Origin of the sequence: Pseudomonas sp. Irchel s3b6, assembly GCF_900187415.1 — a bacterium.
GTDB lineage: Bacteria > Pseudomonadota > Gammaproteobacteria > Pseudomonadales > Pseudomonadaceae > Aquipseudomonas.
In genome coordinates this window covers 174,899-198,121 of record NZ_FYDM01000009.1, presented here as the reverse complement: position 1 = coordinate 198,121, position 23,223 = coordinate 174,899, and the positions used below count along the sequence as shown (strand labels likewise).

The 23,223-nt window shown below is 62.1% G+C and carries 22 protein-coding genes; 14 read left to right on the top strand and 8 right to left on the bottom strand.

Annotated features, from left to right (window positions below):
* Window positions 1-24: 24 nt before the first annotated feature.
* The 6 genes from CKW07_RS16900 to pilG are packed head-to-tail and all read right to left on the bottom strand — an operon-like array spanning window position 25 to window position 9,943.
* Window positions 25-483: a chemotaxis protein CheW gene (locus CKW07_RS16900; protein ID WP_095146100.1), complete on the bottom strand. Its 459-nt coding sequence runs from the start codon at window positions 481-483 to the stop codon at window positions 25-27.
* Window positions 476-6,409: an Hpt domain-containing protein gene (locus tag CKW07_RS16895; RefSeq protein ID WP_095146098.1), complete on the bottom strand. Its 5,934-nt coding sequence runs from the start codon at window positions 6,407-6,409 to the stop codon at window positions 476-478. The genes CKW07_RS16900 and CKW07_RS16895 overlap by 8 nt, the downstream gene beginning before the upstream one ends.
* A gap of 38 nt (window positions 6,410-6,447) precedes the next feature.
* A complete protein-coding gene (locus CKW07_RS16890) occupies window positions 6,448-8,508 on the bottom strand; it encodes a methyl-accepting chemotaxis protein (protein ID WP_095146096.1) in 2,061 nt (686 codons plus the stop codon).
* A gap of 56 nt (window positions 8,509-8,564) precedes the next feature.
* A complete protein-coding gene (locus CKW07_RS16885) occupies window positions 8,565-9,104 on the bottom strand; it encodes a chemotaxis protein CheW (protein WP_095146095.1) in 540 nt (179 codons plus the stop codon).
* Window positions 9,105-9,114: 10 nt separating this feature from the next.
* A complete protein-coding gene (gene pilH, locus CKW07_RS16880) occupies window positions 9,115-9,480 on the bottom strand; it encodes a twitching motility response regulator PilH (RefSeq protein WP_095081505.1) in 366 nt (121 codons plus the stop codon).
* A 58-nt stretch (window positions 9,481-9,538) separates the two neighbouring features.
* A complete protein-coding gene (gene pilG / locus CKW07_RS16875; protein ID WP_095081507.1) occupies window positions 9,539-9,943 on the bottom strand; it encodes a twitching motility response regulator PilG in 405 nt (134 codons plus the stop codon).
* 262 nt (window positions 9,944-10,205) lie between these two features.
* Between pilG and gshB the strand changes: the two genes are divergently transcribed.
* From gshB to CKW07_RS16840, 7 genes are all read left to right on the top strand, one after another.
* Complete coding sequence (gene gshB / locus CKW07_RS16870; protein ID WP_095146093.1) at window positions 10,206-11,177, top strand: glutathione synthase; 972 nt, start codon at window positions 10,206-10,208, stop codon at window positions 11,175-11,177.
* A 267-nt stretch (window positions 11,178-11,444) separates the two neighbouring features.
* Window positions 11,445-12,344 carry an energy transducer TonB gene (locus tag CKW07_RS16865; RefSeq protein ID WP_095146091.1) on the top strand — a complete coding sequence of 300 codons (900 nt, stop codon included), beginning with the start codon at window positions 11,445-11,447 and terminating at the stop codon, window positions 12,342-12,344.
* 100 nt (window positions 12,345-12,444) lie between these two features.
* Window positions 12,445-13,014, top strand: a complete 570-nt coding sequence (locus CKW07_RS16860; protein ID WP_095146089.1) for a YqgE/AlgH family protein — start codon at window positions 12,445-12,447, stop codon at window positions 13,012-13,014.
* Complete coding sequence (gene ruvX / locus CKW07_RS16855) at window positions 13,014-13,451, top strand: Holliday junction resolvase RuvX (protein ID WP_095146087.1); 438 nt, start codon at window positions 13,014-13,016, stop codon at window positions 13,449-13,451. The genes CKW07_RS16860 and ruvX overlap by 1 nt, the downstream gene beginning before the upstream one ends.
* A gap of 81 nt (window positions 13,452-13,532) precedes the next feature.
* Window positions 13,533-14,036 (top strand): bifunctional pyr operon transcriptional regulator/uracil phosphoribosyltransferase PyrR, encoded by a 504-nt coding sequence (pyrR, locus tag CKW07_RS16850; protein WP_095146085.1) that lies wholly within the window; start codon window positions 13,533-13,535, stop codon window positions 14,034-14,036.
* 26 nt (window positions 14,037-14,062) lie between these two features.
* Window positions 14,063-15,067 carry an aspartate carbamoyltransferase catalytic subunit gene (locus tag CKW07_RS16845; protein WP_095146083.1) on the top strand — a complete coding sequence of 335 codons (1,005 nt, stop codon included), beginning with the start codon at window positions 14,063-14,065 and terminating at the stop codon, window positions 15,065-15,067.
* The gene (locus CKW07_RS16840) at window positions 15,064-16,335 is read left to right on the top strand and encodes a dihydroorotase (protein ID WP_095146082.1); all 1,272 of its coding nucleotides are present in this window, start codon (window positions 15,064-15,066) and stop codon (window positions 16,333-16,335) included. Before CKW07_RS16845 ends, CKW07_RS16840 begins: the two co-directional genes overlap by 4 nt.
* A gap of 115 nt (window positions 16,336-16,450) precedes the next feature.
* Here CKW07_RS16840 and CKW07_RS16835 read toward each other — a convergent pair whose 3' ends face one another.
* A complete protein-coding gene (locus CKW07_RS16835) occupies window positions 16,451-16,870 on the bottom strand; it encodes an NINE protein (protein ID WP_095081518.1) in 420 nt (139 codons plus the stop codon).
* Between the two features lie 249 nt (window positions 16,871-17,119).
* On the opposite strand from CKW07_RS16835, the gene CKW07_RS16830 reads away from it, so the two are divergent.
* The gene (locus CKW07_RS16830; protein ID WP_095146080.1) at window positions 17,120-17,737 is read left to right on the top strand and encodes a C40 family peptidase; all 618 of its coding nucleotides are present in this window, start codon (window positions 17,120-17,122) and stop codon (window positions 17,735-17,737) included.
* Window positions 17,738-17,797: 60 nt separating this feature from the next.
* Here the strand turns inward: CKW07_RS16830 and CKW07_RS16825 are convergent, their stop codons facing one another.
* The gene (locus CKW07_RS16825) at window positions 17,798-18,832 is read right to left on the bottom strand and encodes a type IV pilus twitching motility protein PilT (protein ID WP_095146078.1); all 1,035 of its coding nucleotides are present in this window, start codon (window positions 18,830-18,832) and stop codon (window positions 17,798-17,800) included.
* Between the two features lie 56 nt (window positions 18,833-18,888).
* Here CKW07_RS16825 and CKW07_RS16820 point away from each other — a divergent pair, with 56 nt between their 5' ends.
* The 6 genes from CKW07_RS16820 (at window position 18,889) to metW (ending at window position 23,207) form a co-directional block, all read left to right on the top strand.
* Complete coding sequence (locus tag CKW07_RS16820; RefSeq protein WP_095146077.1) at window positions 18,889-19,587, top strand: YggS family pyridoxal phosphate-dependent enzyme; 699 nt, start codon at window positions 18,889-18,891, stop codon at window positions 19,585-19,587.
* Between the two features lie 34 nt (window positions 19,588-19,621).
* A complete protein-coding gene (gene proC / locus CKW07_RS16815) occupies window positions 19,622-20,440 on the top strand; it encodes a pyrroline-5-carboxylate reductase (RefSeq protein WP_095146075.1) in 819 nt (272 codons plus the stop codon).
* Window positions 20,441-20,464: 24 nt separating this feature from the next.
* A complete protein-coding gene (locus CKW07_RS16810; RefSeq protein ID WP_095146073.1) occupies window positions 20,465-21,052 on the top strand; it encodes a YggT family protein in 588 nt (195 codons plus the stop codon).
* Window positions 21,052-21,342, top strand: a complete 291-nt coding sequence (locus tag CKW07_RS16805) for a DUF167 domain-containing protein (RefSeq protein ID WP_095146071.1) — start codon at window positions 21,052-21,054, stop codon at window positions 21,340-21,342. The genes CKW07_RS16810 and CKW07_RS16805 overlap by 1 nt, the downstream gene beginning before the upstream one ends.
* A 97-nt stretch (window positions 21,343-21,439) precedes the next feature.
* The gene (locus tag CKW07_RS16800; protein ID WP_095146070.1) at window positions 21,440-22,579 is read left to right on the top strand and encodes a homoserine O-acetyltransferase; all 1,140 of its coding nucleotides are present in this window, start codon (window positions 21,440-21,442) and stop codon (window positions 22,577-22,579) included.
* Window positions 22,580-22,586: 7 nt separating this feature from the next.
* Window positions 22,587-23,207: a methionine biosynthesis protein MetW gene (metW, locus tag CKW07_RS16795; RefSeq protein ID WP_095081535.1), complete on the top strand. Its 621-nt coding sequence runs from the start codon at window positions 22,587-22,589 to the stop codon at window positions 23,205-23,207.
* The last annotated feature ends 16 nt before the right edge of the window (window positions 23,208-23,223 follow it).

Sequence of the window (23,223 nt, the reverse complement as noted above, 5' to 3'; positions counted from 1 at the left end):
TGAGACCTATCAAGCCAAGCCTGATTAAAGGGCCAACCCCGCCCCCACCAACAGCTCTTCCAGCGCCAGCAGGTCCGGGACCTTCGCCACCTGGTCAGCGACTTGCACTGCCGCCTTTTCCAGGCTGCAGAGCGGCACGTCGACGTAGCTCAACTGGCTGTCGAGCTTGTACGAGCGCGGGATGCCTTGAACCAGCAAGGCAATGAACTTGAGGTTCGGCCGGCCGCTCAGGGTGTTGAGGACGACGATGCGCGCGCGCTCGCCGATGACGGTTTTCTGGCCGCAGGCCGATTCGAAGCTCAGCAGCGGGATCTTGCGGTCGCGCCAGTTCACCTGCCCCAGGTACCAGGGCGGTGAGTCGAGGTCGAAGGCGCCGGGTTGGTAGTCGATCAGCTCGGCCACCGCGACGTTGGGCAGGATCAACGTGCGATCGGCCAAGGGCAGCAACAGCCCGATGAGATGGCTGGAGCGGTGTTCAAGCATGGGTTTTGCTCCACAAGGCGATGCTTTCGAGCAACACCGATTCCTGGTACGGCTTGCCGAGGTAATCATTGACGCCGATGGCCATCGCCCGGTCGCGGTGCTTCTGACCGGTGCGAGAAGTGATCATGATGATCGGCAGGTGCTGCAAGCGCGGGTCGTTGCGCACTTGCATGGCCACTTCGAAGCCGTCCATGCGCGGCATTTCGATGTCCAGCAGCATCAGGTCGGGCATGTGCTCTTCCAGCACCAGCATGGCGTCCACCCCGTCCTTGGCGGTCAGTACGTTCATGCCGTGGCGTTCCAGCAACCGGCTGGTGACCTTGCGCACGGTGACCGAGTCATCGACCACCAGCACCAGCATCGAACGCTGGGTCTCTGTCTCAGCGCTGGATGGCGGCCGCCGTTGCTGGGCCGGTACGTGCGCCTGCATCGCCCGCAGCGGTGCCAACAGGTCGAGAATCAGCACCACCCGGCCATCGCCGAGAATGGTCGCACCGGACAAACCCTGCACTGCGGCGAACTGCGGACCGAGACTTTTGACCACAATCTCCCGGGTCCCCGCCGTCGCGTCGACCTGCACCGCGATATGCCGCTCGTTGCACTGCACCAGCAGCACCGGCAACGGCAGGCTCTGGCCCAGGAGTTTCGGGCGGACACTGGTTTTCAGCAATTCGCCCAGATAACACAGCTCGTAACGCTGCCCCGCGTACTCATACTGCGGTGGATCAAGCTGGTAGTAAGCATCCAGTTCGTTGGGCAGCACGCGCACGATGCCTTCGATGGTGTTCAACGGGATGGCGTACTGATCCTCGGCACACTGCACCATCAAGGCCCGGTTGACCGAGACCGTGAACGGCAGGCGAATGCGAAAATGCACACCTTTGCCAGCGGTCGAGTCGATGCTCATCGAACCACCCAGTTGCCGCACCTCCTCGTGGACCACGTCCATGCCGACACCACGCCCGGAGATCTGGGTGATTTTCTCGGCCGTGGAAAACCCGGGCTGCAGAATGAACTGCAACACATCACGGTCGCTGATGTCGCTCTCGGGGGCGAGCAGGCCCCGCTTGATCGCCTTGCGTCGAACGGCGTCCAGCGGCACGCCGGCACCGTCGTCACGGATATCGAAAATAATGTCCCCGCCCTCACGGGACAGGTCCAGGGTAATCAGGCCTTTCTCGGGCTTGCCGGCGGCGCGGCGCACCTCGGCGGACTCCAGGCCATGGTCGACGGCGTTGCGCAGCATGTGCTCCAGCGGTGCTGCCATGCGCTCCAGGACATTGCGGTCCATCTCGCCCTCCGCATTGCCGACGACGAACTCGACGTCCTTGCCCAACTCGCTGGAGACCTGCCGCACGATGCGCTTGAGGCGTGGCAGCATGCGCTCGAACGGCACCATGCGCGTGCGCATCAGGCCTTCCTGCAGCTCGGTGTTGATCCGCCCCTGCTGCTGCAGCAGGTTCTCGGCGTCTTGGTTGCGCCGCTCGAGGGTTTCCTTGAGGTCGAGCAAGTCGGAGGCGGACTCGAACAACGCCCGCGACAGTTGCTGCAACTGCGAGTGGCGGTCCATTTCCAGCGGATCGAACTCTTCGTAGCCCAGCCGCTCGGCCTCGACCTGCTGCCGACTGAGAATCCGCCCCTGGGTTTCGGTATCCAGGCGTCGCAGTTGATCGCGCATGCGCTCGAGGGTGGTTTCAATCTCGCTCAACGTCACTCGGGCATCGTTGACTTGCTGTTCGATACGCCCGCGAAAGATCGAGGTCTCCCCGGCCAGGTTCACCAGGTCGTCGAGCAGCTCGGCGGACACCTTGACCATGTCGGCGCCGGTCTCCGGTTGCGGCATGGGCGGCTCGGGCTTGCTCACCGGCACCGCCTCGACCCCCTTCGCCGAGTGCTCGCCCGCGATCGGGTGACTGAAGCCCTTGATGGCCTCGATCAGGCTATCGGCCGGCTGCACCGGCTGACCGGCACGGGTGGCGTCGAGCATCTGTGCCAGTCGATCATGACTGCGCTGCAACAACCCGAACAGCTCGGCAGTGGCCTGCAGCAGGCCGGTCGACAGGCCTTCGTATAAAAATTCGAGCTCATGGGCCAGGTCGCCAATCGGGGCAATTTCGACCATCCGCGCACCGCCCTTGAGGGTGTGCAGGTCGCGCAGCAGGGTTTCCATTTCCTGACGGTTTTGCGGGTCCGCCTGCCAACGCGTCAGCGCCGCACCGGAACTGTCGATGATGTCGAACCCTTCCTCGAGGAAGATTTCCAGCAATTCCGGATCGTGATTCGCCGCATCCTGTGCGAGCGCAGGCTCGTCCGGTTCGGCGGGGCCAACGCAGTGTTGGCGTTGGCGCCACTGCTCAATAGCCTTGATCAGCGCAGCGCAATCACCCAGTGGTTGCTGCTCGTGCAGTTGCTCCAGCAGTTGCTCCAGCAGTTGTTCCAGGCGGTCGTGGCTGCGCTGCAACAACAGCGCCAGCTCGGCGCTGTAGCTGAAACGCCGATCCACCAGCCCCTCGTACAGGCTTTCCAGCTCATGGGCCAGGTCACCGACCGGCCCGACCTCGGCCATCCGCGCCCCCCCCTTGAGGGTATGCAAGTCGCGTTGCAACGACGACAAGGGCGCGCCGTTCTCCGGGTCAGCCAGCCAGCGCTGCAAGGCTTGCCCGGCGCTTTCCAGAATATCCACCGCCTCTTCGAGGAAGATCGACACCATTTCATCATCGGTATCGAGCGTCGCGGTCGGGTCCTGTTCCAGTCCGGACGTGGCGCTACCCAGCTCGGTAATGCTCAGAGTGCGGCCGCCCTCGCTACGGATCAGGCCCAGGGCAGAAGGATCAAGACCTTCACCGAGCAAATCACGCAGGGCGCGCACCCGCGCAGGCTGATGGCTGACCTCCTGGCCGGCGGCCAGTTCGTCGAGCATGTTGATCAAGGCTTCGTGAGCACTTTGCGCCTCGAAGAAAAACCGCTCGCTGACGGCAAGGCTGCTTTCTTCCACCGCGCCGTAAAGGTCGAGCAAGGCTTCGCACAGCTCATCCACCGGGTGCAGATCGGCCAGATGGGCGCCCTCTCCCAGCGTGGTCAGCTCATCCAGCAACGCGCTGAGTTCCTGTCGTTCGCCAGGATGCTGCTGCCAGCGTTTCAACAGGCTTTCGGCATCCAGCAGGATGTCCATGCCCTGGGCCAGGAAATTATTGATCAGCTGCGGATCACGCTTGATCCGCAGGCCCGTGTTCGGGGAGTTGAGTACGGCTTCCAGGCGTTCGGCAAGCAGTGCCCGGGCGCGTTCGATCACCCCTTGGGCACCTTGAATGGCCTGCAGCGGGTCGTTTTTCAACTGCTTCAAACCCTGGCGCAACAGCCCCTCGGCCTCCAGCAGCAACTCGACCTCATCCAGGTCCAGTGCAATCAGGTGCGCCTTGTACTCGCGGGCCAACTGATCCAGTGGCGCCGCCAGCTCGGCAATCGGCAGTACGCCGGCCATCGATGCGCTGCCCTTGAGGGTGTGCAACGCGCGCTGCAATTCGTCGCTGGCCTGCAGAGGCACATGTTCCGCGGCCTGGTCGAGAAAGCGGTTGAGACTGGCGAGGTGGCTTTGCGCTTCGTTGCGAAAGATCTCCAGCAACTGCGGATCGGCCGCGGTGGCACCCGCCCGAACAAGCGGCTCCGAGGCCCCTGCCCCCCTGGCCAGGCCGTGGGCACGGGCGGCCAGGCGGTCGACATCGTCACGCTGGCGCTGGGCATTGCCGGCGAACTCGGCCACCAGTTCCGGCAGCAGTTGCAGCACGTCACGCAACAGGTCCCGCACCTGTGGACCGGGTTCGACACTGTGTTCCAGCACCCGATTGAGCAGGTTTTCCACGGCCCAGGCCAGTTCACCCAGCACCAGTGCGCGAACCATGCGCCCACTGCCTTTCAAGGTGTGGAACGCGCGCCGCAATTCGCTCAGCGCCGAGGTACTGTCGGGGTTGGACGACCAGCGCGGCAAGTACTCGCGCAGGATGTCCAGCACCTCGTCGGTCTCCTCGAGGAACACTTCCCGCAGCTCGTCATCCACCGGCGCTTCGTCGCTCGGCGGCGGCAGCAGACTGCCCGGCGTTATCAGGGCCGGCGGATTGACGGCCGACACCGGGCTCGCCAGCACGTCGGCCAGCGACTGCACGGTCTGAGGATCGGACAGCGCCTGCAGATCCGCCATCAGGTGCGGGTCGTCGGAGTCGAGTACCTCATCGAGCACCGGCACATGAACATCGCAGGGCACATAGCCGAGCGCCGCCAGGCTTTGCTCGGCCACATCGAGCAACGGCTCACCGAGGGTTTGCGGGTCTTCGTTCAAGCGTTCCAGGTAATACTCGATGCTGGTGATGGCATCGGCCAGGCTGTCGAGCTGCTGCCAGTGCGGCGGGGCCTGATCCACCAACAGGTGCTCGCGAATGTAGCTGTTGCAGGCTTCGAGCAGGCTCGCCCCACGGCTCAGCGGGATCATCGCCAGCGCCCCCCGGACCTGGGTCAGCAAGGCCGGCAGCGGTTGTAACAGCTGCCGGTCCCACTCGGCGTCGATGTAGTCGACGATCATGTCCTTGGCCTGCTGCAGGCAGAGCCGGGCTTCCTTGATGACGATCTGGTGAATCTGGGTCAGGTCGGTGGTCGGCAAGCGGCTCTCTTCACGGCTTTCCTCGACAATGCCCACCATGCCGGCCAGGGTCGCCTCGACATAGAGCAAGGCACCGGCGACGTCCATCAGGATCGCGTCGTTCGGTTCGCGCTGGCCCTGCGCCAGACTCTGGACCACCGCCAGTTGATCAATGATGACCTTGCGCGGCTGACCGAAGCCGAGCACCGCCAGGGTGTCGGCGATTTGCCGCAACGGGGCCAACAAGCTGTCGAGGTCCGAGGTGTGCTGACGGTCGCTGCGCACGAACAGGTCCAGGCGCTCCTTGACCCGCACCAGTTCCTCGCACAGCGCGGCCAGCACCGAGCGCATGGCGTCACGGTCAGGCCCGGCCAGGCGTGCGCGCTCTTCATCGACCACGGCACTGTCAGGCAAGGCTTCATCGAGCCCATAACGATCTTTCAGGGTTTGCATCTGTGCGCTGGGGTACTGCGCCTTGGCGATATAAAACAGCAAGCTCTTGAGCAGTTCAGGCGGGGCGGGCTGATTGATGCCCGGCATCCCTTGCTCAAACAGGCGCTTGAGTTCCTTGTCGGCCTCCTTGAACAAACTGCGCAGCGCCGGGCTGTTGCCGATGCGCCCGTCGATCATGCCTTCGACCAGGGCCGAAGCCACTTGCCACAGGGGGCTGAGCGGAGCATCGCCGCACAGCGCCTCAAGACGGCTGAAGACCTTGGCCAGGTAACCAAGATTGGTCCCATCGTCCTGTTCGCGCAGCAAACCGACCAGGCCCATCTGCAGCATTTGCCGCACCTTGCGCAGGACGTTCGGCAAGTCCACGGGCGCCAGCAGCGCCAGCTGCGCATCATCCAGCGCCGGCAGATCCTGCAGTTGCGGACTGAACAGGCTGGTTTCCGATAACAGGCTTTCGCCACGGGCGCTGCGCAGGTCGTTGATCAGTGGCAATACCACCAACGGCAAATCACGGCGGGCACTGTGTACGCGATCCAGGTAGATCGGCAGCTGGCCAAGGGCCTGTTGCAGCAGGCGAATGGCTTCCTGACGATGGCTCACGCTGCCTCGCAGCAAGGCGGCGGCAAGCTGTTCCATTTCCTCGGCGAGCAAGGCCGCGCCGTAGAACTCGACCATCTGCAAACTGCCGTGAACCTGATGTATGCCTGTCAGGCACTCTTCGAGCGCGTGCATGGCCTGCGGGTCCTCGACCAGATTGTCGAGGGCAAAGTAGGCCTGCTTCAGCGTTTCGGCAATTTCGCCCTTGACCCACTCGAGGGCCACATAGTCGTGCCGATCACCCATAACCACTCCACTCAAAGTTCGTTCCCGACAGGCCTTGTTCAGGCGTTGTCAGTGCTGCGCGCAGGCTGCGCAGGTAAGGTAAAACCGGACACCGAGCGCCGTAACTGACTGGCCATTTTTGCCAGGTTGCCAATGCTTTCGGCGGTGGCCGTGGAGCCCGACGACGTTTGCGTGGTGATCTGCTGGATCACGTTCATCGTCAAGGAAATCTGTCCTGCCGAAGTCGTCTGCTGCTGTGCCGCGTTGGAAATACTCTGGATCAACGCCGCGAGGGTCTTGGAAACGCCTTCGATTTCTTCCAGGGCCACTCCGGCATCCTGCGCCAGACGCGCGCCACGCACCACCTCGGTGGTGGTCTGCTCCATGGAAATCACCGCTTCGTTGGTATCGGCCTGAATCGCCCGTACCAGGGTTTCGATCTGCCGGGTGGCCGCCGAGGAGCGTTCGGCCAGCCGCTGGACTTCGTCGGCCACCACCGCAAAACCGCGCCCGGCATCGCCGGCCATGGAGGCCTGGATCGCCGCGTTGAGCGCAAGAATGTTGGTCTGGTCGGCGATGTCGTCGATCAGGCTGACAATGTCACCGATTTCCTGGGACGACTCGCCCAGGCGCTTGATGCGCTTGGCCGTGTCCTGGATCTGTTCACGAATGTTGTCCATGCCGTGGATGGTGTTATGCACCACCTCGTTGCCCTTGTTGGCAATTTCCACCGAGCGCTCGGCCACCGCCGAGGACTCGGCGGCGTTGGCCGACACTTGGTCGATGGACTGGGCCATGTCGTTGATCGCGGTCGAGGCTTCGCTGATCTGCTGCGCCTGATGCTCCGAAGCCTGGGCCAGGTGCATCGCCGTGGCCTGGGTTTCCTGCACCGCGGCGGCTACCTGGCCCGCCGTCAGGTTGATGGTCGCCACCAGGTCGCGCAACTGATCGACCGAGTAGTTGATCGAGTCGGCAATGGTGCCCGTGAAGTCTTCGGTCACCGAGGCCGTCACCGTCAGGTCGCCGTCGGCCAGGTCTTCGATCTCGTCGAGCAGGCGCATGATCGCGTTCTGGTTGCGCTCGTTCTTCTCGGCGGTTTCGCGCAACTGGCGGTTGGTTTCGCGAACCATCACCAGGCCGATCAGGATGATCGACATCAAGGCCAACAGGCCAAGAACGTAGCCGCCGATGGTATCGGTGGAGCGCCCGCCGACCAGGTTCTCAAAGCCGCTGGCCAGGTGCGAGGCTTCATCGAGCAAGGTCTGCGACAGGCTGAAAATGTTGCCCGCCGACTCCCGGACCTTGAACAGCTCCGGTGAGGTTTCGAGGATTTCATCGACGGAGCCGGAAACGAACTCGAACAGTTCGGAGATTTCGGTCAGGCGCGCCCGGGCATCGTGGTCTTCGACCTGGCTGACTTTGAGTGCCGGGTTGCCCTGGAGCATGCCATTGAGCACCTGCCCGAAGCGCGCGGCATCGCGCCCGAACACATCGGCCGCCTGCTGGGCATTTTCATCGCCGGCCAGCACCGTGTTGACCGCGCCGAGGATGCGTTCGGCGAGCAACGACTGGCGCTGGGCCATGGCCACCTGGGCGGCCGGTGCACCGCGTTGCAGAAGGATCTCGACCACTTTCTCGTATTCGACCTGCAACTGCGGCACGGTTTCGGCCAGGGTCGCGGCCACCTGGTGCAGCGAGAGCACGGTCTGTTCGCTGGAGAGGATCGCGTCGGTATTCTTCAGCAGGCGTTCCCAGTCCAGCTGCACGGCGCGCATTTGCGGGCGTACCGCCGCCGGCGCTGGCGGCAGGCCGGTGCTCGGGTCGCCTTTCTTCAAGTACCCCCAGCGTCGGGCAAAGTCGTTGCGCGCATCACTGAGCAGCTTGAACGCGGCGGCCTTGCCCGCGGCGGCTTCCGTGGCATTCTTGGCGATGCGCTGGGACAGCACCCGCAGTTCGCCGGCATGGCCGATGTATTGCTTGTCGTAGGAGGCCTGCGTGTTGAGGTAGGCGAAGTTGGCGAACAACAGCACGATGAACACAATCAACGCGATGAACAGCGCAATGATTTGCGAGCGACTGCGCGACCCTTCGGTAGAGGTGCCTGTGTTTGGATTTATCATCGATCTTCGCCTGTTGACCCACGCCCTTGTGAAACCTGCCAGCACACCCGCTCGGATCACAGGGCCACGTCCATGAATCGTGGTGACTGCGCCAGGGCGAACGGGCTGAAGACCTGCCAGCGTTGCTCGCGCTCGAACCGGCCTTTGATGAACATCCCTGCCGGCCCCTCTTGTGTACCCGGTGAAACCGGCTCGAACCGGGCCTGATCGAAATGCTGCATGCCCAGCACCTCGTCGACGAGCAACCCGACGAACACCTCGTTGTATTCCACCACCAGCACCCGCCGCTGCTTGCGCTGTGCCGACAACTCCTCACCGAAGAACCCGCACAGGTCCATCAACGGCAACAAGCGCCCGCGCAGGTTGGCCACGCCCTTGACCCACGACTTGACCCCGGGCAACTGGGTAAAGCGTGGTTCATGCAACACCTCGCTGACTTCCCCCATGGGAGCCACGTACCAGCGCTCGCCCAGACGAAAGCCGATCCCGCTCCAGCCGTGGTTGCGGGTGGGTTGGGACGGCAGGTCAGCCGCCAGCAGGCGACAGCGTTGGTCGATCTGCAGCAGCAATTCGAAGGCAGTCAGCGACTCGGCCATGGCTCAGCCGTCAGTCCGCCAGTACGGCGTTCAGCGTCTTGATCAGGGTGTCTTCGTCCACCGGCTTGGTCAGGTAATCCCTGGCGCCCTGGCGGGTGCCCCAGACCTTGTCGGTCTCCTGATCCTTGGTGGTGATGATGATCACCGGGATGTGCCCGGTTTCCGGGTCCTTGGTCAGTTGGCGGGTCGCCTGGAACCCGTTGAGGCCGGGCATGACGATGTCCATCAGCACCGCGTCGGGTTTTTCCTGACGGGCCAGCGCCACGCCGTCGGCGCCATTTTCCGCTTTCAACACTTCGTGACCGTGCTTTTCCAGCATGCCGGTCAGTTTGTACATTTCAGTCGGCGAATCATCGACGATCAGAATACGTGCCATGGTCTTCCCCATTTTTTATCGGCGCAGGGCCCGTTGGCCGAGCGTCACTGTGCGTGTCCTACTGCGGCAAATCGGCGGCAAACCCCGGTACATGGGCCTGGATCGCGCTCAGCAGTTCTTCCTTGCTGAAGGGTTTGGTCAAAAACTGATCGGAACCGACAATCCGCCCCTTGGCCTTGTCAAACAAACCGTCCTTGGACGACAGCATAATCACTGGCGTGGATTTGAACGCACTGTTGTTCTTGATTAAAGCGCAGGTCTGATAGCCATCCAGGCGAGGCATCATGATGTCGACAAAAATGATCCCGGGATGGTGATCGGCAATCTTGGCCAGGGCATCGAAACCGTCAATGGCGGTGATCACCTCGCAACCGGCATTGCGCAGCAATGTTTCAGCGGTGCGGCGAATCGTCTTCGAATCGTCGATCACCATGACCTTCAGGGCGTTGGGATGCTGTGCCATAGTTGCTCTACCATCGCCTTTGCGAATCAGTTTGTACGTTAGCCGGTGACCGGTGGTCCGAAACCCTTGATGTTCAAGGGCCAGCGCGACATGCCAGTCTTTTTAGCACAGTCTCCCACTCCAATCTATCGGCCGGCCAGCGTGGTGGTTTTTCCTTGACCGGGAACACACTCAGCGCCACTCTGACGCCACTTTTTCATGCCATTTTGAACCCCGTTTTCTACCCCAGATCAGGGGCCACCCCATTTTCGAGGAAAAACCCATGAGCGTTCGCGTCGGGATTGTCATGGACCCAATCGCCAACATTGCCTACAAGAAGGACAGTTCGCTGGCCATGCTGCTGGCGGCCCAGGCCCGTGGCTGGGAGCTGTTCTACATGGAGCAGCGCGACCTGTACCAAGGCGAAGGCGAAGCCCGCGCGCGCATGCGCCCGCTGAAAGTCTTCGCCAACCCGGAAAAATGGTTTGAGCTGGAAGCCGAGACCGATGCGCTGCTGAGCGATCTGGACGTAATCCTGATGCGCAAGGATCCGCCGTTCGACATGGAGTTCGTGTACTCCACCTACCTGCTCGAGCAAGCCGAGCGGGCGGGCGTGCTGGTGGTCAACAAGCCGCAGAGCCTGCGCGACTGCAATGAAAAACTGTTCGCCACGCTGTTCCCGCAGTGCACGCCGCCGACCGTGGTCAGCCGTCGCGCCGACGTGCTACGCGAATTCGCCGCCCAGCATGGCGATGTGATCCTCAAGCCGCTGGATGGCATGGGCGGCACCTCGATCTTCCGTCATCGCGCGGGCGACCCGAACCTGTCAGTGATCCTTGAGACCCTGACCGCGATGGGCACTCAGCAGATCATGGGCCAGGCCTACCTGCCGGCGATCAAGGACGGCGACAAGCGCATCCTGATGATTGACGGCGAGCCTGTGGATTACTGCCTGGCGCGGATTCCCGCTGCCGGCGAGACCCGGGGCAACCTGGCCGCTGGCGGCCGTGGCGAAGCCCGCCCGCTGAGCGACAAGGATCGCTGGATCGCCGCACAAGTCGGCCCGACCCTGCGTGAAAAGGGCTTGCTGTTCGTCGGCCTCGACGTGATTGGCGAGCACCTGACCGAAATCAACGTCACCAGCCCGACCTGCATTCGCGAGATCGACAATGCGTTTGGCACCAACATCGGCGAGATGCTGATGGCCGCCATAGAGAAGAAGCTGCAAGCTGCCAGCCACAAGCGGCAAGCTTGAGGCGCGTGGCGTAACGCTTGTCGCCTGAAACTTGAAGCTTGAAGCTTAAAACCAACATTGCGTTATCATGCGCAGCCTGTGAAACACGCGATGTTGGTTTTCTAGTGGCCTGTACGGTTAGTTTGTTAGCTCAAATTCGGATGCCCGCAGCCCAGAGCCAAGGCGCTATGACGAGTCATAGCCCGCTATGGCGAGGAACAGCAACGCAGGACATGGGCCGCTGGCGCCGAAGTTGACTAACAGAACCAACCACACAGGCCACTCGCCATGACCCTTCCATCCGATCTGCCCCCCGAACTCGCCCACCGCGGCGTGCGCCCGGCCGATCGCCTTGGATTTACCCTGTTTCTCGCGGCGTTGATTCACCTGGCCTTGCTGCTCGGTGTTGGCTTCACCCTGGTCGAGCCCCAGCAGGTCAGCAAAACCCTGAAAATCACCCTCGCCACCTTCAAAAGCGAAACCAAACCGCAAAAAGCCGATTTCCTGGCCCAGGAGAATCAGCAAGGCAGCGGCACCCTGGATAAAAAGGCCATTCCCAAGACCACCGAGGTCGCGCCCTTCCAGGACAACAAGGTGCAAAAAGTCACGCCACCGCCCGTGCCCAAGCCTCAAGTGCCGGAGGCCGCTCCCAAGGCGGCGGTAACCACGGTTGCGCCCGCACCGAAAAAGGCGCCGACCAAAAAAGAAGAAATCAAGACCGCTCCGTCCCCCAAGGTCGTGACGCCGACGTTCGACAGCGCGCAGCTGTCCAGCGACATCGCCAGCCTGGAAGCGGAACTGGCCAACGAACAACAGCTCTACGCCAAGCGCCCGCGCATCCACCGCCTCAATGCCGCGTCCACCATGCGCGACAAGGGTGCCTGGTATAAGGACGAATGGCGCAAGAAAGTCGAACGCATCGGCAACCTGAACTACCCGGACGAAGCACGCCGCAAGCAGATCTACGGCAATCTGCGCCTGATGGTTTCGATCAATCGCGACGGCTCGCTGTACGAAGTGCTGGTGCTGGAGTCCTCCGGCCAGCCGCTGCTCGATCAGGCGGCGCAGCGCATCGTTCGCCTGGCGGCGCCCTTTGCCCCCTTTACCGGCGATCTGTCGGACATCGACCGACTGGAAATCATCCGCACGTGGAAGTTTGCCCGTGGAGACCGGTTGTCGAGTAATTGAACACTGCCCTCACATCGGATCGGTGTCATTGCCGGGATTTGGGCATTTCCTGCGCATCCCCAGCTTGTCAGTTTGCCCCTCCAACGCCACACTAGCGCACATGAAGAACGTCAGCCCCAGCTACCTCAAGCATCACTTCCTGATCGCCATGCCACACATGGCCGACCCGAACTTTGCGCACACCTTGACCTACATCGTCGAGCACACGGCCAATGGTGCCATGGGCCTGATCATCAACCGTCCACAGGACCTGACCCTGGCGGACGTCCTTGAGCAATTGCGCCCGAACATCGAACCCTCCGTACTGTGCCAGCACGTACCGATTTTCACCGGCGGACCGGTGCAGACCGATCGCGGTTTTGTCCTGCACCCCATCGGCCAGACGTACCAGGCCACCGTCGAACTCGACGGCCTGGCGTTGTCGACGTCCCAGGATGTGCTGTTTGCCATCGCTGACGGCGTTGGCCCAGCTAAAAGCCTGATCGCCCTCGGCTACGCAGGCTGGGAAGCCGGTCAGCTGGAGGCCGAGCTGGCCGACAATGCCTGGCTGACCTGCCCGTTCGATGCCGACATCCTGTTCAATACCAGCAGCGAACTGCGCCTGGAAGCGGCGGCCAAGCACCTGGGCGTCAACCTCAGCCTGCTGATCAGCCAGGCGGGACACGCCTGATGGCCCTGCGTCTGATCCTCGGTTTTGACTACGGCACCAAGCAGATCGGCGTTGCCGTTGGCCAGGTCATTACCGGCCAGGCCCGCGAGCTGTGCACCTTGAAGGCACAGAACGGCATTCCGGACTGGAATCAGGTCGAAGCCCTGATCAAGGAATGGAAACCCGACGCCGTAGTGGTCGGCCTGCCGCTGAACATGGACGGTACGCCCAGCGACATGTGCGCACGCGCCGAGAAATTCGCCCGCCGCCTCAATGGCCGCTACAACCTGCCCTTTTATACCCACGATGAACGCCTGACCACCTTCGAAGCCAAGGGCGAACGCCTGGCGCGCGGCGGACAAAAAGGCAGCTACCGCGACAACCCCGTCGACGCCATCGCCGCCGCGCTGCTGCTGCAAGGCTGGCTCGACGAAAACACCGCATTGTTCGAATCCTGAAGAGCCGCGACAAGCGTCTCTCTTAGCTACAACCCGGGCCACATTCAGCCTGTACCGGCCCGGGCCCAAGAAGGAGCAACCATGAGCCTGCCCAATCCCGCCGAACTGATCAGCCAGATGGCGATCGACCTCAAGGCCCACCTTGAACATCGCAGCATCAGCGAACCGCGCTACATCGGTATTCGCACCGGTGGCGTGTGGGTCGCTCAAGCCTTGCTCGAAGCGCTTGGCAGCGATTCGCCATTGGGCACCCTGGATGTTTCCTTCTACCGTGACGACTTCAGCCAGAACGGCCTGCACCCACAAGTGCGCCCGTCCGAGCTGCCGTTCGAGATCGAGGGCCAGCACCTGGTGCTGATCGATGACGTGCTGATGAGCGGCCGAACCATCCGCGCCGCCCTGAACGAACTCTTCGATTACGGCCGCCCGGCCAGCGTCACCCTGGTCTGCCTGCTGGACCTGGACGCCGGTGAGCTGCCCATCAGCCCGGATGTTGTCGGCGCCACGCTGCCCCTGCCGCCCCATGAGCGGGTCAAGCTGTCGGGACCGGAACTCAAGCTTGAACTGCAAGACCTCGCCCTTTAATTCGCCCTTTTAAAGAGTCCATTGCGATGACGCCTCCAGACACCAAGCGCCCGCTGCAGCTCAATGATCAGGGCCAGCTGCGCCACTTCCTCTCGCTCGACGGCCTGCGCCGTGAGCTGTTGACGGAAATCCTCGACACCGCCGACTCGTTCCTTGAAGTCGGCGCCCGGGCGGTGAAGAAGGTCCCGTTGCTGCGCGGCAAGACCGTATGCAACGTGTTCTTCGAAAACTCCACCCGCACCCGTACCACCTTCGAACTGGCGGCCCAGCGGCTGTCGGCGGACGTGATCACCCTGAACGTGTCGACCTCGTCGGCGAGCAAGGGCGAAACCCTGCTCGACACCCTGCGCAACCTGGAAGCCATGGCCGCCGACATGTTCGTCGTGCGGCACGGCGACTCCGGCGCCGCGCACTTCATCGCCGAGCATGTCTGCCCACAAGTGGCGATCATCAACGGTGGTGACGGCCGTCACGCCCACCCGACCCAGGGCATGCTCGACATGCTCACCATCCGTCGGCACAAAGGCAGCTTCGAAAACCTCTCGGTGGCCATCGTCGGCGACATCCTGCATTCGCGGGTTGCTCGTTCGAACATGCTGGCCCTGAAAACCCTCGGTTGCCCGGACATCCGCGTGATCGCGCCAAAAACCCTGCTGCCGATCGGCATCGAGCAATACGGTGTGAAGGTCTACACCGACATGACCGAAGGCCTGAAAGACGTCGACGTGGTGATCATGCTGCGCCTGCAGCGTGAACGCATGACCGGTGGCCTGCTACCGAGCGAAGGCGAGTTCTACCGTCTGTTCGGCCTGACCACTGCACGCCTGGCCGGGGCCAAACCGGATTGCATCGTCATGCACCCGGGACCGATCAACCGCGGGGTGGAGATTGAGTCGGCGGTGGCCGATGGTCCGCACTCGGTGATTCTCAATCAGGTGACCTACGGGATCGCCATTCGTATGGCCGTATTGTCCATGGCCATGAGCGGGCAAACTGCCCAGCGCCAATTCGAGCAGGAGAACGCCCAGTGAAGCTCAGCATTCTCGGCGCCCGCGTCATCGATCCAAGCAGTGGCCTGGATCAAGTCAGCGATATCCACGTCGAAGCCTGCAAGATCGTCGCCATTGGCGCCGCGCCTGCCGGTTTCGTCGCGGCTCAAACCATCGAGGCTCAAGGCCTGGTGGTCGCCCCCGGCCTGGTCGACCTGAACGTCGCCCTGCGTGAACCGGGCTACAGCCGCAAAGGCACGATTGCCAGTGAAACCCGTGCCGCGGCGGCTGGCGGTGTCACCAGCCTGTGCTGCCCACCACGGACCAAGCCGGTGCTGGACACCTCGGCCGTGGCCGAACTGATCCTCGACCGCGCCCGCGAGGCCGGCAACGCCAAGGTGTTCCCGATTGGCGCATTGAGCAAAGGCCTGGATGGCGAACAGCTTGCAGAACTCATTGCCCTGCGCGATGCCGGCTGCGTGGCGTTCGGCAACGGCCTGGACAGTTTCCGCAACACCCGCACCCTGTGCCGGGCGCTGGAGTACGCGGCCACCTTCGACCTGACGGTGATCTTCCACTCTCAGGATCATGACCTGGCCGAAGGCGGCCTGGCTCACGAAGGCCCGACCGCCAGCTTCCTCGGTTTGCCGGGGATTCCGGAAACCGCTGAAACCGTGGCCCTGGCCCGTGACCTGTTGCTGGTGGAGCAGACCGGCGTGCGTGCGCACTTCAGCCAGCTCACCAGCGCTCGCGGTGTGGCCCTGATTGCCCAGGCGCAGGCCCGAGGGTTGAAGGTGACGGCCGACGTGGCGCTGTATCAGTTGATCCTCACCGATGAGGCGCTGATCGACTTCAACAGCCTGTATCACGTGCAACCGCCGCTGCGCACCCGCGCTGACCGCGATGGCCTGCGTGCTGCAGTGAAGTCCGGGGTGGTGCAAGCGATCTCCAGCCATCACCAACCCCACGAGCGTGATGCCAAGCTGGCGCCGTTCGGTGCGACCGAGCCAGGCATCAGCAGTGTTGAGCTGCTGTTGCCGCTGGCCTTGACCCTGGTGGAAGACGGCTTGCTCGACCTGCCGACCCTGCTCGCCCGCTTGAGCGCCGGTCCGGCCGAGGCCCTGCGCCTGCCCGCGGGCAAGCTGGCGGTGGGTGCTCAGGCGGACCTGGTGGTGTTTGACCCTGCTGCGTCTACCGTAGCGGGCGAGAACTGGCTGTCGAAGGGTGAAAACTGCCCGTTTGTCGGCCACAGTCTGCCGGGTGTGGTGCGCTATACCTTGGTGGACGGCCGGATCAGCCACCAGGCTTGAGGGGGCAAAGTGTAGGAGCGAGCGTGCTCGCGATGAACTCAAGCGCAACGCGTTTAATCAGAAAACACGCGTTATCGTTAACGTCCATCAGCACGCTCGCTCCTACTCCACCTGCTTAACGACTCTGCGCGTTGCGAATCGAAACCTGGTCATTCAACGTCCAGAAGTCGTACAGCACCCCAATCAAGAACAAACCACCCGTCAACAGGTACAGCAATCCGCTGATCCATTTCCCCTGATACATCCGGTGCAAACCGAACACGCCGAGAAATGTCAGCAGAATCCAGGCAACGTTGTATTCGATCGGCCCTGCGGTAAAACGCAGATCCGCTTCGCGATCCATGGCCGGGATCAGGAACAAGTCGATCAGCCAGCCAATCCCCAGCAAGCCGAAGGTGAAAAACCAGATCGTCCCGGTCACGGGCTTGCCGTAATAGAAGCGATGGGCGCCGGTGAATCCGAAAATCCACAGCAGGTAACCGATGACCTTGCTGTGCGTATCTTGATGCATTGCAGGCTGTTGATAGGTGTTCATAAAGACCTCGAACCACGCGATAGATAAATATTCTTGAATTCTTTGTGACTTTTTTACAGGCGCCCGACGCATGGCAAATGCTACCGTCACTTCCGTCCAGGCCTTGTAACACCTGACTTCTGTCCGACAATTGCGTCAGTTTGCCGCGTCTTTACCGCGTTTGACCGCCAGATTGAATCGACCAGCGGCCTCGGAACGGACAAAAAAGCTGTTATAAAGTTGCGCGCTAACTTATACGAGCCCTGCCTAATGCGTCCATTTTTCAAGACATGGCTAACCATTTGCCTATTACTGCCACTGGCCGCCCACGCCACCAATCGTGAGCAACGTCTTCCGAACGTTAATGGTTACACCCCTAAATCTCATGTTTCTGCCGCTACCAGCAAAAACAAACACTCGGTAAAAAGCCCGACTCAACTGAGCAAGGCCAACATGGTTCCGCCCATGGCGCCCAAGCAGAGCAGCGATGTATTGAGCCGCGCGGTGAACGTGCTCGGTACGCCTTATCGTTGGGGCGGCAGCAGCCCAAGTAAAGGCTTTGATTGCAGCGGCCTGGTGAAATACGCCTTCAATGACGTCGCCGAGATCGATCTGCCACGCACCTCCAATGCCATGGCCAGCGGTCACGGGTTGAAAGTCGAGCGCAAGGACCTGAAACCCGGCGACCTGATTTTCTTCAAGCTCAAGAGCCGCCGGGTGAACCACGTTGCCATCTACCTGGGCAACGACCGCTTCATCCATGCGCCACGTCGCGGCAAGTCGGTGTCCATCGACACCTTGAACAAACCGTACTGGAACAGCCACTACGTGGTTGCCAAGCGGGTTCTGCCGAAAGAGCCGAACACCATGCGCATCGCCCAGCGCTGATTGAACGCAGAATCAGCGTGGCGAGGGAGCCTGCTCCCTCGCCACTGGTTTGCCCCCCTCTCAAAAACCTTCCGGTGACCGCGCCTTTTCCCGCGCATGCTCGCGGCTGATCAGGCCTTTGTTCACCAGCGACTTCAGGCCCATGTCCAGGGTCTGCATCCCCAACGATCCGCTGGTCTGAATCGACGAGTACATCTGCGCCACCTTGTCTTCACGGATCAGGTTACGGATCGCCGAGGTACCAAGCATGATTTCATGAGCCGCCACCCGGCCACCCCCGACCTTCTTGATCAGCGCCTGGGAAATCACCGCCTGCAACGACTCGGCGAGCATCGAGCGGACCATGGCCTTCTCCGCGCCCGGAAACACATCCACGACCCGGTCGATGGTCTTGGCGGCCGAGGTGGTGTGCAACGTGCCAAACACCAGGTGTCCGGTTTCGGCAGCCGTGAGTGCCAGGCGAATGGTTTCCGGGTCACGCATCTCGCCCACCAGGATCACGTCCGGGTCTTCACGCAGGGCTGAGCGCAGCGCCGCACTGAAACTGCGGGTATCACGATGGACCTCACGCTGATTGATCAGGCATTTGCGCGGCTCGTGGACGAATTCGATCGGGTCCTCGATGGTCAGGATGTGCTGATGCCGGTGACTGTTCAGGTGATCGATCATCGCGGCCAGGGTGGTCGACTTGCCGGACCCCGTAGGCCCGGTGACCAGCACCAATCCCCGTGGCAGCTCGGCAATACGGCGAAACACATCCCCCATGTCAAGCTCGTCCAGGCTCGGCACTTTTGCCGGGATGCTGCGAAATACCGCACCGGGCCCGCGATGCTGATGGAAGGCATTGACCCGAAAACGCGCCACACCCAATGCCTCAAAGGCAAAATCGGTCTCCAGCACCTGCTCGAACTCGGCCTGCTGCTGTTGACTCATGATGGCGCGGATCAGCTCATTGACCTGCCTTGCATCCTGGGCCGGCAGGTTGATGCGCCGCACATCGCCATCCACCCGGATCATCGGAGGCAACCCGGTCGACAGATGCAAGTCCGATGCGCCCTGCCTGACAGTGAACGCCAGCAGTTCCGTGATATCCATTGAACTCCTCAATTCCAGTAGAATGCCGCGAACCTCAGACTGCCGGCGTCCCTTGAATGTCCACGATAGCAGACAATATTTCACAGGTAGCTGCGCGCATCCGCGCGGCGGAACAGGCCGCACACCGCGTCGAACACAGTGTCCGGCTGCTGGCCGTCAGCAAGACCAAGCCCAGCGAGGCGGTGCGCGAAGCCTTCGCCGCCGGCGTGCGGGACTTTGGCGAGAATTATCTGCAGGAAGCCCTGGGCAAGCAGCAGGATTTGACTGACCTGCCCTTGTCCTGGCACTTCATCGGCCCCATTCAATCGAACAAGACGCGCGCTATCGCCGAGAACTTCGCTTGGGTGCATTCCGTGGATCGTTTGAAAATTGCACAACGCCTGTCCGAACAACGTCCTGCCGACCTGCCGCCCCTGAACATCTGTATTCAGGTCAACGTCAGCGGCGAGGCCAGCAAGTCTGGCTGCACTCCCGCCGACTTGCCGCAGCTGGCCAGCGCCATCAGCGCCCTGCCTCGTCTGAGATTGCGTGGCTTGATGGCGATCCCGGAGCCAACCGACGCTCGCGCCGAGCAGGACGCAGCCTTTGCCGCCGTTCGCGAACTGAACACAAGCCTGCAAGAACGCCTCAATCTGCCACTCGATACACTGTCCATGGGCATGAGCCACGACCTGGAGTCGGCCATTGCCCAGGGCGCTACCTGGGTCCGCATCGGTACGGCCCTGTTTGGTGCCCGCGATTATGGCCAGCCATGACCGTGGCTGACTCACCTCTCTATAAGGACCTGTCATGAGCAAGACTCGTATTGCCTTTATTGGTGCCGGCAACATGGCCGCCAGCCTGATTGGCGGCCTGCGCGCCAAAGGTCTGGATGCCGCCCGGATCCGCGCCAGCGATCCCGGCGCCGAAACCCGTGCACGGGTGAATGCCGAGCACGGCATCGACGTATTTGCCGACAACGCTGACGCCGTCCAGGGTGCTGACGTGGTGGTGCTGGCGGTCAAGCCCCAGGCCATGAAAGCCGTGTGTGAAGCCCTGCGCCCAAGCCTTGCGCCGAATCAGTTGGTGGTGTCGATTGCGGCCGGGATCACCTGCGCCAGCATGACCCGCTGGCTCGGCGCCCAGCCGATCGTGCGGTGCATGCCCAACACCCCGGCGCTGTTGCGCCAGGGCGTGAGTGGTTTGTACGCCACGGGCGAAGTGAGCGCCGAGCAACGCCAGCAAGCCGAAGAGCTGCTGTCGGCGGTCGGCATCGCCTTGTGGCTCGACGAAGAGCAGCAACTGGACGCGGTCACCGCCGTATCCGGCAGCGGCCCGGCGTATTTCTTCCTGCTGATCGAAGCCATGACCGCGGCCGGCGAGAAACTGGGCCTGCCACGGGAAACCGCCGCCCGACTGACCTTGCAGACCGCGCTGGGTGCCGCCCACATGGCGGTTGCCAGTGACGTCGACGCCGCCGAACTGCGCCGTCGCGTGACTTCGCCTGCGGGCACCACGGAAGCGGCGATCAAAACCTTCCAGGCCGGCGGTTTCGAAGCGCTGGTCGAAAGCGCACTGGATGCTGCGGCACACCGCTCGGCCGAAATGGCCGAACAACTGGGTCGCTAATCAGCTCTTACAAAGGAATCAATAATGCTTGGACTCAATGATGCTGCCATTTTCGTAATTAAAACCTTGGGCAGCCTGTACCTGTTGATCGTGATGTTGCGCTTCATCCTGCAATTGGTTCGGGCGAATTTTTACAACCCGCTCTGCCAGTTCGCCGTGAAAGCCACTCAACCGCTGCTCAAGCCCCTACGCCGGGTAATCCCGAGCATGTTCGGGCTCGACATGTCGTCACTTGTACTCGCGCTGATCGTGCAGATGGTGCTGATAGCGGTCATCCTGCTGCTCAAGGGCTTCCAGATCGACTGGTTGTTTTTAGTGCCTTGGGCACTGATCGCCATTTTCTCGCTGTTTTTGAATATTCTGTTCTACGCGATGATCATCAGTGTGATTCTGTCCTGGGTCGCCCCGGGGAGCCACAATCCGGGCGCAGAGCTGGTCATGCAGATTACTGAGCCGGTACTCGCCCCGTTCCGTCGCCTCGTGCCGAACCTGGGCGGTCTCGACATCTCGCCGATCTTCGCGTTTATCGTGATCCAGTTGCTGCAAAGCTGGCTGATCCCACGCCTTGCGTACTATGCCCTCATGCCGCAGGGGCTGCTCGGGCTGATCTGATGAGCTACTTTCGCTGGGACGGCGATGACCTGATCCTTGAGTGCCACCTGCAACCTGCGGCCCGTAGCGATGATTTCGCCGGGCTGCATGGTGATCGCCTGAAGATCCGCCTCACCGCCCCGCCGGTCGAAGGCAAGGCCAACGCCTACCTGATGGCGTTTCTGGCCAAGGCGTTTGGGGTATCCAAGAGCCAGGTCAGCTTGATCAGCGGGGAGCTGAACCGGCAGAAACGGGTGCGGATCTGCTCGCCGAAGAGGCTGCCGGATTTACCGGGGCTGACACCACCCTGATGATTCCCGCGCTCGCGCGTGGGAACGAGTGGTCGTCGCTTGCTGCCAGGGGCAGCGGTCTTTAGACTTACGCCTCATTTCAACGAGAGCAGGGTCGATGCCAACTGCCTTTCCCGCCGATTCCGTTGGCCTGGTGACGCCCCAGGTGGCGCACTTCAGTGAGCCCCTGGCCCTTGCCTGCGGCCGCTCCTTGCCAGCCTATGACCTGATCTATGAAACCTACGGCACGCTGAACGCCACGGCGAGCAACGCCGTGCTGATCTGTCACGCCCTGTCCGGCCATCATCACGCCGCGGGTTTCCACAGCCCTGACGACCGCAAGCCCGGTTGGTGGGACAGCTGCATAGGCCCCGGCAAGCCGATCGACACCAACAGGTTCTTCGTTGTCAGCCTGAACAACCTTGGCGGCTGCAACGGCTCCACCGGCCCGAGCAGCACCAACCCGGACACCGGCAAGCCATTCGGTGCCGACTTCCCGGTGCTGACCGTGGAAGACTGGGTCCACAGTCAGGCGCGCCTGGCGGACCGCATCGGCATCACGCAATGGGCTGCCGTCATCGGTGGCAGCCTGGGCGGCATGCAGGCGATGCAATGGAGCATCACCTACCCCGATCGCATCCGCCACTGCCTGGCGATTGCCTCGGCCCCCAAATTGTCGGCGCAAAACATCGCCTTCAACGAAGTGGCGCGCCAGGCGATCCTCACGGACCCCGAATTCCACGGCGGCTCCTTCCAGGAAGCCGGGGTGATCCCTAAGCGCGGGTTGATGCTGGCGCGGATGGTCGGGCATATCACCTACCTGTCCGACGACTCCATGGGCGAGAAATTCGGCCGCGGCCTCAAGAGCGAAAAGCTCAACTACGACTTTCACAGTGTCGAGTTCCAGGTCGAAAGCTACCTGCGTTATCAGGGCGAAGAGTTCTCCGGGCGTTTCGACGCCAATACCTACCTGTTGATGACCAAGGCACTGGATTACTTCGATCCGGCGGCGAACTTCGACGATAACCTGGCGAAAACCTTCGCCGGGGCCAAGGCCAGCTTCTGCGTGATGTCCTTCACCACCGACTGGCGCTTCTCCCCGGCCCGCTCGCGGGAACTGGTGGACGCGCTGATGGCGGCCAGGAAAGACGTTTGCTACCTAGAAATCGACGCTCCGCAAGGCCACGACGCCTTCCTGATTCCGATCCCGCGCTACTTGCAGGCGTTCAGTAACTACATGAACCGAATTACGGTGTGAGAAAGCCATGAGAGCTGATCTGGAAATCATCCAGGAATGGATCCCCGCCGGCAGCCGCGTGCTCGACCTCGGTTGCGGTGATGGCGAGCTGCTGACCTGGCTGCGCGACCACAAGCAAGTCACCGGCTACGGCCTGGAAAACGACCCGGACAACATTGCCGAGTGCATCGCCAAGGGCATCAACGTCATCGAACAGGACCTGGACAAGGGCCTGGGCAACTTTGCCAGCAACAGTTTCGACATCGTGGTCATGACCCAGGCCCTGCAAGCCGTGCATTACCCGGACAAGATCCTCGACGAGATGCTGCGGGTCGGCCGCCAGTGCATCATCACCTTCCCCAACTTCGGTCACTGGCGCTGCCGCTGGTACCTGGCGAGCAAGGGCCGGATGCCGGTTTCGGAGTTTTTACCGTACACCTGGTACAACACGCCGAACATCCACTTCTGCACGTTCGAAGACTTTGAAGCCCTGTGTCGCGAACGGGAAGCCCGCGTTATCGATCGGCTTGCCGTCGATCAACAACACCGCCACGGGTGGGCCAGTAAGCTATGGCCTAATCTATTAGGTGAGATTGGCATCTACCGCGTCAGCAGTCCTGGCCTGCAGGATCACCAGGTAGCGGTTTAATCCGGACATTTCGAGG